Origin of the sequence: Rhodococcus mengyinensis (genome assembly GCF_048381435.1) — a bacterium.
Lineage (GTDB): Bacteria > Actinomycetota > Actinomycetes > Mycobacteriales > Mycobacteriaceae > Rhodococcus_F > Rhodococcus_F opacus_D.
In genome coordinates, this window is the sequence record NZ_JBLWIT010000040.1 from 1 (window position 1) to 11,398 (window position 11,398).

The following is an 11,398-nucleotide window of genomic DNA, read 5'->3' on the forward strand; positions in this document are numbered from 1 at the left end:
CTGCTGGACGTTCCGGTGGTGCCGACGCTGATGGGCTGGGGCACCATCCCGGACGACCACCGCCTCGCCGCGGGCATGGTCGGTCTGCAGACCGCCCACCGGTACGGCAACGCGACCATGCTGGCGTCGGACTTCGTCCTGGGCATCGGCAACCGCTGGGCCAACCGGCACACGGGCGGTCTCGACACCTACCGTAAGGGGCGCAAGTTCGTTCACGTCGACATCGAACCCACGCAGATCGGCCGCGTGTTCGCACCGGACTACGGGATCGTCTCCGACGCCAAGGCGGCGCTCGAACTGTTCGTCGCCGTCGCGAAGGAGCGCAAGGCCGCCGGAACACTCGCGGACCGCAGCACCTGGGTCGAGGACTGTGCCACCCGGAAGCGGACCATGCAGCGCAAGACCCACTTCGACGACGTCCCGGTCAAGCCGCAGCGGGTGTACGAGGAGATGAACCGCGTCTTCGGGCGCAACACCCGGTACGTCAGCACGATCGGGCTCTCGCAGATCGCCGGCGGCCAGTTCCTGCACGTCTACAAGGCGCGCAACTGGATCAACTGCGGGCAGGCCGGGCCGCTGGGCTGGACCATCCCCGCCGCCCTCGGAGTGGTTGCCGCGGAGCCGGAGACGCCCGTCGTGGCGCTGTCCGGTGACTACGACTTCCAGTTCATGATCGAGGAACTGGCGGTGGGCGCCCAGTTCAACCTGCCGTACATCCACGTCGTGGTGAACAACTCCTACCTGGGACTGATCCGTCAGGCGCAGCGCGCATTCGACATGGACTTCTGCGTGCAGCTGGGCTTCGACAACATCAACACCCAGGAAACCACCGAGCACGACGTGCTGCCCGCGGTCCCGAAGGGGTACGGCGTCGATCACGTCAAGGTCGCCGAGGGGCTGGGCTGCAAGGCGCTGCGGGTCACCGAGCCCGGCGAGATCGCCGGCGCCCTCGAGAAGGCCCGTGAGCTCGCCGGTGAGCACAAGGTGCCGGTGGTGGTCGAGGTCTTCCTCGAGCGGGTCACCAACATCGCGATGGGAACCGAACTCGACAACGTCGCCGAGTTCGAGGATCTGGCGGAGAGCTGGGAGCACGCTCCCACAGCCCTCATGCTGCTGGACTAGGGGGCACCGTGACACGTGTACTGGTCGCACCCGACAAGTTCAAGGGATCCCTCACCGCGGCGGAAGTGGCGGACGCCCTCGCCGACGGACTCCTGGCCGGTGATCCGTCCTGGGCGATCGATCGTGTTCCGGTCGCGGACGGCGGCGACGGCACCGTCGCCGCGGCCGTCGCCGCAGGGTGGTCTCCGGTCGCGGTGACCACCACGGGGCCGACAGGTCGGCCCGTCACCTCGTCCTACGCGGTGCGCGGCTCGGCCGCGGTGGTCGAACTGGCTTCGGCCGTGGGCTTGGTACTGCTCCCGGACGGTGTGGCGGACCCCTTGGGTGCCAGTACATTCGGACTCGGCACCGTCGTCAGGCACGCGCTGGAGGGGGGAGCTCGCGAGATCGCCGTCGGTCTCGGGGGCAGCGCGTCAACCGACGGCGGTGCCGGCTTGTTACAGGCCCTCGGCGTACGTGTCCTCGACGCCGAGGGCAACGAGGTCGCGCAGGGGGGAGCGGCGCTGCGCCAGGCCGCCCGGGTCGACCTGACCGGTCTCCACCCGGCGGCGCGTGCGGCGCACTTTCGGCTCGCCTGCGACGTCGACAATCCGCTCCTCGGCCCGACCGGCGCCACCGCCGTGTACGCGAGCCAGAAGGGCGCGGCCGCAGAAGAACTGGTCGTGCTCGAGGACGCCATGACCCGGTGGGCGCAGGTCGTGCGCGCCGCGACCGGCCGCGACGACAGCCGGATCGCGGGTGCGGGCGCTGCGGGAGGCGCGGCGTTCGGCGCGATCTCGGTGCTGGGGGCCGACACCCGGCCCGGCATCGACACGGTCCTCGGGCTCGTCGACTTCCCAGGGAGGCTCGCCGGGGCAGACCTCGTCATCACCGGCGAAGGGTCACTCGACGAGCAGAGCCTCCACGGCAAGGCGCCGATCGGCGTCGCGACCGAGGCACGCAGGGCCGGAATCCCCGTCCTGGCCGTCTGCGGCCGAAACCTGCTCAGCGACATCCAATTACACAGCGCCGGCATCTCCGCGGCATACGCGCTCGCGGACCTCGAACCGGACCTTCGTCGATCGATCAGAGATGCGGCGGAACTACTGCGCCGGACCGGCTGCACGATCGCGGCATCGACTGCCGAACTCGCACCACTCAGCACACGAGGAGAATCATGACGTCACCCGACTTCACCGCACTACCCGACCTCGCCTCACGCGCCCTCGGCGGAAGCGTATCCGCGGCCAACGACGAACTGTTCGCCCAGCGGGAGAACCTCATCAAGGCGGAGGCCCCGTTCTTCGACCCGTCCGATTTCGGGCACAAGGGCAAGGTGTACGACGGGTGGGAGACCCGCCGCCGCCGCGACGACGGCCACGACTACGCGATCGTCCGGCTCGGGGCCGCGGGCATCATCCACGGGATCATCGTGGACACCGCGCACTTCAAGGGCAACTACCCGCCCTTCATCTCCATCGAGGCGGCGTCGATCGAGGGCTACCCGTCCATCGAGGAGGTCATGAAGGCGGACTGGCAGACCATCGTCGAGAAGTCCCCGGCCGAGGGCCACGCCGCGAACGCCTACGCCGTCGCCGACCGGCACCGGTGGACACACGTGCGGCTGTCCATCTACCCCGACGGCGGCGTCGCACGGTTGCGGGTGCACGGTGAGGTCGTGCCCGACCCTCGGTTCCTCGACGGGACGGTGGACCTGCTGGCCGCGGAGAACGGCGGACGCCTCGTCGGCTGCTCCGACGCGTTCTACGCGTCGCCCGCGAACATCATCCTTCCCGGGCGGGCGCGGAACATGGGGGAGGGCTGGGAGAACTCCCGGCGCCGTGGCGGCGGAAACGACTTCGCGGTGTTCTCGCTGGCCGCGGCCGGCATTCCCCGGCACGTCGAGATCGACACCAGCTACTACGTGGGGAACGCGCCCGGCTGGGTGCGGCTGAGCACCGCCGACGCGCGGACCGCCGACATCGCCGACGAGAGCGCGTGGACCGAACTGCTGTCCCGCACGGCCGTGCAGCCCGACACGAGACACCGCTTCGTTCTGGACGCCACCGAGGCGGCCACGCACCTGCGACTCGACGTCTACCCCGACGGTGGCCTGTCCCGGCTGCGGTTGTTCGGCGACCTCGACGCGACCGCGCTGTCGGAGACGCGACGCACCTGGTGGGAAGCCCTGCCCCAGAGCCATCAAGCGCTCGTCGCCGACCAGGCGCCGCGCTAGTCGGAGCACCGGCGCGCTCTCCACCCCTACCTGACGAACCCGAGGAAACACGCATGCCCAATCCCAGTCCCGGTTACTCCATCACCGTTCGCGTCACGGCCCCGGTCGGCGCAGGCACCACCTCGACTCTCGCGGGGGCGGTGGCCTCCGTGAAGGGCGCCATGACCGCGTTGGACGTGGTGGAGAGCCACCCTGACCACATGGTCATCGACGTGACGTGCGACGCCTCCGACGTCGAGCACGCCGAGCAGATCGCGTCCGCGATCGCCGACGTGCCCGGCGTCGTGGTCGGCAAGGTCAGTGACCGCACGTTCCTGCTCCATCTCGGCGGGAAACTCGAAGTGGTGCCGAAGGTTCCGCTCAAGCACCGCGACGACCTGTCCCGCGCGTACACACCCGGCGTCGCCCGGGTCTGCACCGCGATCGCGGAGAACCCCGAGGACGTGCGGCGGCTGACGATCAAGCGCAACACCGTCGCGGTCGTCACCGACGGCTCGGCCGTGCTGGGGCTGGGCAACATCGGTGCCGCCGCGTCGATTCCCGTGATGGAGGGCAAGGCGGCCCTGTTCAAACAGTTTGCGGACGTGGACGCGTGGCCGGTCTGCCTGGACACCCAGGACACGGACGCGATCGTCGAGATCGTCCGGGCCCTCGCACCGGTGTACGGGGGAATCAACCTCGAGGACATCTCCGCCCCACGCTGCTTCGAGATCGAGGCCCGGCTCCGCGACATGCTGGACATCCCGGTGTTCCACGACGATCAGCACGGCACCGCCATCGTGGTTCTCGCCGCCCTGACCAACGCCCTGCGGGTGGTCGAGAAGAGCCTCGACACGGTGAAGATCGTGGTGTCGGGTGTCGGCGCCGCCGGACACGCGATCATCCGACTGCTGGTCGCGCAGGGGGCGACGAACATCGTGGCGTGCGGGCGGAACGGAATCCTCTCGCCCGACGACACATCCGACTCGTTCCGGTCCTGGATCGCGAACAACACCAACCCGGAAGCGCGGTCCGGATCGCTGCGGGACGCGGTGGTCGGCGCGGACGTGTTCATCGGTGTCTCGGCGCCGGATATCCTGACCGGCAGCGACATCGAGACGATGGCGGAGCGGTCGGTCGTGTTCGCCCTCGCGAATCCGGTGCCCGAGGTCGATCCGGTCGCGGCCGGCAGGCACGCGGCGGTCGTCGCGACCGGACGGTCGGACTTCCCGAACCAGATCAACAACGTGCTCGCGTTCCCGGGCGTGTTCCGGGGCCTGCTCGACGCGCACGCCGTCGAGATCACCGACGACATGCTCATCGCGGCCGCCCGCGCGATCTCCGATTCGGTGTCTCCGTCGGAACTCAACCCCACGTACATCGTGCCGAGCGTGTTCGATGCCGCAGTCGCCCCGGCCGTGGCCGCGGCGGTGCGCAGCGTTGCCGGCGCAGGTGGTGAACACGATGTCTGACCGGCTCGACCTGCTGTTCCGCGCCCCGCGGGTGATCACCGCGGCGGGGGAGGTCGCCCGCTGCGTGGGTGTGCGGGACGGCCGGATCGTCGTCATCGAACCGTTCGGCGCCCAGCTCGACGCCGAGGTGGTGGTCGAACTGGGCGACGACGAGGTGCTGATCCCCGGTCTCGTCGACACGCACGTGCACGTCAACGAACCGGGCCGCACCGAGTGGGAGGGGTTCGCGAGCGCGACCCGGGCCGCGGCCGCAGGCGGGGTGACCACGATCGTCGACATGCCGCTCAACAGCATCCCGCCGACCGTCGACGCCCTGGCACTGGACGTGAAACGCCGGGTCGCCGCCGATCAGGCATACGTCGACGTCGGGTTCTGGGGCGGCGCCGTGCCCGGCAACGTCCCGGACCTGCGGGCCCTGCACGACGCGGGCGTGTTCGGGTTCAAATGCTTCCTGCTGCACTCCGGCGTCGACGAGTTTCCGCCGCTGGACCCGGCCGAGCTCGAACTGGCGCTGAAGGAGATCGCGGGCTTCGGGGCGATGATGATCGTGCACGCGGAAGATGCGCACGCGATCGACCGCGCGACGTCACCCGGTGGGGAGAACTACGCGGACTTCCTCGACTCGCGGCCACGCGGCGCCGAGAATCTCGCCATCGCGGAGGTTATCGAGCTGGCCCGGTGGACCGGGTGCCGGGTGCACATTCTGCACCTGTCGAGCTCCGACGCGTTGCCGATGATCGCGTCGGCACGCAAGGACGGCGTGAAGCTCACCGTCGAGACGTGCCCGCACTATCTGTCGTTCGTGTCGGAGGAGATTCCCTCGGGAGCAACGCAATTCAAGTGCTGCCCGCCGATCCGCGAGGCCGGGAACCGTGAATTGCTGTGGCAGGGCCTGGCCGACGGCGTGATCGACTGCGTCGTCACCGATCACTCCCCGTGCACGGTCGACCTCAAGAGGTTCGACATCGGCGACTTCGGTGTCGCGTGGGGCGGCATCGCCTCGCTGCAGGTGTCGCTGTCCGCGGTGTGGTCGGAGGCCAAACGTCGCGGGCACAGCCTGAACGACGTGGTCCGGTGGATGGCGGAGAACCCGCCCAACAGGTCGGGCTGAACACGAAAGGGCACATCGCGCTGGGGTATGCGGCGGATTTCGCCGTGTTCGCGCCCGAGGAGGCGTTCGTCGTCGACGTGGCCGCCCTGCAGCACAAGAATCCCGTCTCCGCCTACGACCGGCGTGCCCTCGCCGGCGTCGTGCGCAGTACCTGGCTGGCCGGCAAGCGGATCGACCTCGACGAGGCCCCCCGGGGCCGGCTGCTCAGCCGCGGACTGGCCTGACGCCGCCGCACCCTTGCATGGCGCTGGGTCCGAAAGATCCAGTGCTGCAGCGGGTTTGTCGTGTTCCAGGTGGTACGGAACCAAGATATATCCTGCGGAAATCATTGACCGCCCACTGTTGCCTGGCTCACACTTGAAGGGACCAATGGAACAAGCTTTCCGTGATACGGAAGTTCGTTCGCCGCCACGCAAGGACAGGCACATGCTCATAGACGACACAGTCTCGCGGCACACCACCACCGTCGCGCCGCCGGCGCCGCCAGCGACCCAGACGAGTACCACACTCTACAACCTGGACCTGGCGCCAACGAAGGCCTCGGGTCGCCGCTGGGGTAGCTACAGCATCTTCACGCTGTGGACCAACGACGTCCACAACATCGCCAACTACTCGTTCGCCATCGGCCTGTTCGCGCTCGGGCTGGGCGGCGGCCACATGATCCTGTCGCTCATGATCGGCGCGGTCATCGTCTGCGTCGCGATGACCTACGCCGGGTTCATGGGCCAGAAGACGGGCGTGCCCTTCCCCGTGATGAGCCGGATCAGTTTCGGAATCCGCGGCGCCCAGATTCCCGCCATCGTCCGCGCGGTCATCGCGATCGTCTGGTTCGGAATCCAGACCTACCTCGCGTCGATCGTCTTCCGGATCTTCCTCGTCGCCGTCGCGCCCTCCCTCGACCGCTTCGACCAGAACTCGATCCTCGGACTCTCCAGCCTCGGATGGATCTGCTTCATCGGGATCTGGGCGATCCAGATCGTCGTCCTCGTCTACGGGATGGAGGCGGTGCGCAAATTCGAGAGCCTGGCCGGTCCGCTGATCCTGGTCACGGTCGGCTCGCTCGCCCTGTGGATGCTGTTCCGCACCGACTTCTCCATCGCGTGGACGTCCGATCAGCCCGCCTCGGGTGGGGAGATGTGGCGGCAGGTCTTCGCAGGCGCAGCCCTGTGGATGTCGATCTACGGCACCCTGATCCTCAACTTCTGCGACTTCTCGCGGCGCTCCCCGTCGAAGACCGCCGTCGTGCGCGGCAACTTCTGGGGCCTGTTCGTCAACGTCCTCGCGTTCGCCGTCATCGCGTTCATTCTGTGCGGCGCCCAGTTCCAGATCGACGGCACCATCATCGACAGCCCCACCGACATCGTCGCGGCGATCCCGAACACCCTGTTCCTGTCGCTGGCCTGCCTCGCCCTCGTGATCGTGACGATGGCCGTCAACGTCATGGCGAACTTCGTCGCACCGTCGTACGTGCTGTCGAACCTCGCCCCCGAGAAGATCAGCTTCCGCAAGGCCGGCATCATCAGCGCCTGCATCGGCGTGGTCCTGCTGCCGTGGAATCTCTACGACAGCCCGGTGGTGATCAACTACTTCCTCGGTGGCCTCGGTGCCGTCCTCGGCCCGCTGTTCGGCATCATCTTCGTCGACTACTGGTTCATCCGCCGCACGAAGGTCGACGTACCCGCCCTCTACTCGGACAGTCCGACCGGAACCTACTACTACCGCACGGGATTCAACCTGCGGGCGATCTATGCCCTCGTTCCCGCCGCGCTCGTCAGCACCCTATTCGCGATCGTCCCCGCCTTCCATCTCGTCGCCCCGTTCTCCTGGTTCATCGGAGCCGGTCTGGCGGCGGCAATCTACGCGGTCGTCGGCGACCGCACCCGGCAGTACGTGGACGTGTCCGGCGAGTCCATCGCCGTGGACAGCGGCCGCGGCGACCACTGACAGGAGCTTTCGATGCGCATTCTCGTCGTCAACGTCAACACCACCACGTCCATCACGGACGCCATCGCCAAACAGGCCGAGGCCGTCGCGGCACCCGGCACCGAAATCGTTGGGCTCACACCGGAGATCGGTGCGGAATCCGTCGAAGGAAACTTCGAGAGCTACCTCGCCGCGATCGCGGTGATGGACCGGGTGCGGTCGTACCCGGAACCGTACGACGCGGTGATCCAGGCCGGGTACGGCGAACACGGCCGGGAGGGCCTGCAGGAACTGCTCGACGTCCCCGTCGTCGACATCACCGAGGCGTCCGCAAGTATCGCAATGATGCTGGGACACAAGTACTCCGTCGTCACCACCCTCGACCGCACCGTGCCGCTCATCGAAGACCGGCTCCGGCTCGCGGGCCTCGACGCCAAGTGCGCGAGTGTACGCGCGAGCGGTCTGCCCGTCCTCGCGCTGGAAACCGACCCCGAGCGCACGATCGAGGCGATCGTCGACGAGGCCGAAGCTGCTGTGCGCGAAGACAAGGCCGAGGTGATCTGCCTCGGCTGCGGTGGAATGGCCGGCCTCGACGACCGGATCCGGGAGCGCACCGGCGTTCCGGTGGTCGACGGCGTCAGTGCGGCTGTCAAAGTGGCGGAATCTCTTGTAGGGTTGGGTCTCTCGACCTCGAAGGTGCGCACCTACGCGCCCCCGCGTCCCAAGCAGATCACGGGATGGCCGCTCGCGAAACCGCGGTAGTCACCTGATGCAGTGAGTTGTACAGCTTCGTCCTCACCCCGGACGGCCACTACGGCGCCCTATCCCGCGCCCGCAACGATGGAGTATCCCTTTGCTCGAACAGACCACGACCTCCGTAGACCCCGGCCGCGCCGGCTCGGTTCGCGTCATCCGTGAGGGTGTTGCGTCTTATCTGCCGGATATCGACCCGGACGAGACCACGGAGTGGTTGGAATCGTTCGACGGACTGTTGGACCGGTCCGGACCGACCCGTGCCCGGTATCTGATGTTGCGGATGCTCGAGCGGGCCGGGGAGAAGCACGTCGCGTTGCCGGCGTTGACGTCGACCGATTATGTGAACACCATCCCGACGGAGAACGAGCCGTGGTTCCCCGGTGACGAGGAGACCGAGCGCCGGTATCGGGCGTTCATCCGGTGGAACGCGGCGGTGATGGTGACCCGCGCGCAGCGCCCGGGCGTCGGGGTCGGTGGTCACATTTCGACGTATGCGTCGTCGGCGGCGCTGTACGAGGTGGGGTTCAACCACTTCTTCCGCGGCAAGGACCATCCCGGGGGTGGGGATCAGATCTTCATCCAGGGCCACGCCTCGCCGGGCATCTACGCCCGCGCGTTTTTGGAGGGGCGGATCCCGGCGGAGCGGATGGACGGGTTCCGGCAGGAACACTCGCACGCCGATCAGGGCGGCGGGTTGCCGTCGTACCCGCACCCGCGCCTGCTCCCGGATTTCTGGGAGTTCCCGACCGTGTCGATGGGGTTGGGCCCGATGAACGCGATCTACCAGGCCCGGTTCAACCACTACCTGCACGACCGCGGCATCAAGGACACCTCCGATCAGCACGTGTGGGCGTTTTTGGGTGACGGGGAGATGGACGAACCCGAATCCCGCGGCCTGGCGCACGTGGCGGCCACCGAAGGTTTGGACAACCTGACGTTTGTGGTGAACTGCAACCTGCAGCGCCTCGACGGCCCGGTCCGCGGCAACGGCAAGATCATCCAGGAGTTGGAGTCGTTCTTCCGCGGCGCCGGCTGGAACGTGATCAAGGTGGTCTGGGGCCGCGAGTGGGACGCACTGTTGCACGCGGACCGGGACGGTGCCCTGGTCAACCTGATGAACGTCACCCCCGACGGTGACTACCAGACGTACAAGGCCAACGACGGCGGGTACGTGCGGGAGCACTTCTTCGGGCGGGATCCGCGGACGAAGGAACTGGTGAAGAACCTCTCGGATCGCGACATCTGGAACCTCAAGCGCGGCGGCCACGATTACCGCAAGATCTACGCCGCGTACGCGGCGGCGATGGCGCACAAGGGGCAGCCGACGGTGATCCTGGCGCACACCATCAAGGGCTACACCCTGGGCAAGCACTTCGAGGGCCGCAACGCCACCCACCAGATGAAGAAGCTGACCCTCGATGATCTGAAGAATTTCCGGGACCTGCAGCGGATCCCGATCTCCGACGAAGAGTTGGAGAAGGACCCGAAGATGCCGCCGTACTACCACCCCGGCCCCGATGCCCCGGAAATCCAGTACATGCTCGACCGGCGTAAGGCGTTGGGTGGGTTCCTGCCCGAGCGGCGCACCAGCCCGGCGCCGTTGCCGCAGCCGGCGGACTCGACCTACGACGTGGTCCGCAAGGGCTCCGGGAAGCAGCAGGTCGCGACCACCATGGCGTTGGTGCGGATCATGAAGGAGCTGTTGCGGGACAAGGAGATCGGCAAGCGGATCGTGCCGATCATCCCGGACGAGGCCCGCACCTTCGGGATGGACTCCTGGTTCCCGTCCTTGAAGATCTACAACCGCAACGGGCAGCTGTACACCGCGGTGGATGCGGAGCTGATGCTCGCCTACAAGGAATCGGAGATCGGGCAGATCCTGCACGAGGGCATCAACGAGGCCGGCTCGACCGCCTCGTTCACCGCGGTCGGCACCTCGTATGCCACCCACGGTGAGCCGATGATCCCGCTGTACATCTTCTACTCGATGTTCGGGTTCCAGCGCACCGGCGACGGCCTGTGGGCGGCGGCCGATCAGATGGCCCGCGGGTTCGTCCTCGGCGCCACCGCCGGCCGCACCACCCTCACCGGCGAAGGACTGCAGCACGCCGACGGGCACTCGCTGCTGCTGGCCTCGACCAACCCGGCCGCCGTCGCCTACGACCCGGCGTTCTCCTACGAGATCGCGCACATCGTCAAGGACGGGCTGCGCCGGATGTACGGCGGCACCGACGGCGTGGACGGGTTCGGTGGCGAGGACATCTTCTACTACATCACCCTCTACAACGAGCCCTACTCCCAGCCCGCCGAACCCGCCGACCTCAACGTCGACGGACTGCTCAAGGGCATGTACCTGTTCAAGAAGTCCGAGGCATCGGGCCCGAAGGCGCAGATCCTGGTCTCCGGTGTCACCATGCCGGAGGGCCTGCGGGCCCAGGAACTGCTCGCCGACGAGTGGGGTGTGGCCGCCGACGTGTGGTCGGTCACCTCCTGGGGTGAACTGCGCCGCGACGGCATCGAACGGGAGAAGCAGGCCCTGCGCGACCCCGGCACCGACGCCCCGCTGCCCTACGTCACGCAGGCCCTGTCCGACGCCGCCGGCCCGTTCGTGGCGGCCTCGGACTGGATGCGCGCCGTCGCCGACCAGATCCGCCAGTGGGTGCCCGGCTCGTACACCACCCTCGGCACCGACGGGTTCGGCTTCTCCGACACCCGCCCCGCCGCCCGCCGGTACTTCAACGTCGACGCCGAATCCATCGTCGTCGCCGTGCTGTCCGCCCTCGCCGGCGAAGGCACCCTCGACCGCTCCAAGGCCGTCGA

Annotated in this window: 7 protein-coding genes and 1 pseudogene; all 8 read left to right on the forward strand. The window is 67.9% G+C overall.

Features of this window, described 5'->3' with window-relative positions:
• Positions 1-1,122, forward strand: a 1,122-nt coding sequence (locus ACNJ7E_RS07460; RefSeq protein WP_418339491.1) for a thiamine pyrophosphate-dependent enzyme, incomplete at its 5' end; no start/stop codon positions are given.
• An 8-nt stretch (positions 1,123-1,130) separates the two neighbouring features.
• Entirely contained in the window at positions 1,131-2,282 is a 1,152-nt protein-coding gene (locus ACNJ7E_RS07465; protein ID WP_418339492.1) for a glycerate kinase, read from the forward strand.
• Positions 2,279-3,337, forward strand: coding sequence for an allantoicase (gene alc / locus ACNJ7E_RS07470; protein WP_280781354.1), 1,059 nt, complete (start codon positions 2,279-2,281; stop codon positions 3,335-3,337). Before ACNJ7E_RS07465 ends, alc begins: the two co-directional genes overlap by 4 nt.
• A gap of 53 nt (positions 3,338-3,390) precedes the next feature.
• Positions 3,391-4,788: an NAD-dependent malic enzyme gene (locus ACNJ7E_RS07475; protein ID WP_280781355.1), complete on the forward strand. Its 1,398-nt coding sequence runs from the start codon at positions 3,391-3,393 to the stop codon at positions 4,786-4,788.
• Positions 4,781-6,123: pseudogene (gene allB, locus ACNJ7E_RS07480) on the forward strand (allantoinase AllB). Before ACNJ7E_RS07475 ends, allB begins: the two are co-directional and overlap by 8 nt.
• 202 nt (positions 6,124-6,325) lie before the next feature.
• Complete coding sequence (locus tag ACNJ7E_RS07485) at positions 6,326-7,843, forward strand: NCS1 family nucleobase:cation symporter-1 (protein ID WP_418339493.1); 1,518 nt, start codon at positions 6,326-6,328, stop codon at positions 7,841-7,843.
• A gap of 12 nt (positions 7,844-7,855) precedes the next feature.
• Entirely contained in the window at positions 7,856-8,584 is a 729-nt protein-coding gene (locus ACNJ7E_RS07490) for an aspartate/glutamate racemase family protein (protein ID WP_418339494.1), read from the forward strand.
• A gap of 85 nt (positions 8,585-8,669) precedes the next feature.
• Positions 8,670-11,398: pyruvate dehydrogenase (acetyl-transferring), homodimeric type (gene aceE, locus ACNJ7E_RS07495; protein ID WP_418339495.1), on the forward strand; the 2,729-nt coding region annotated here is incomplete at its 3' end.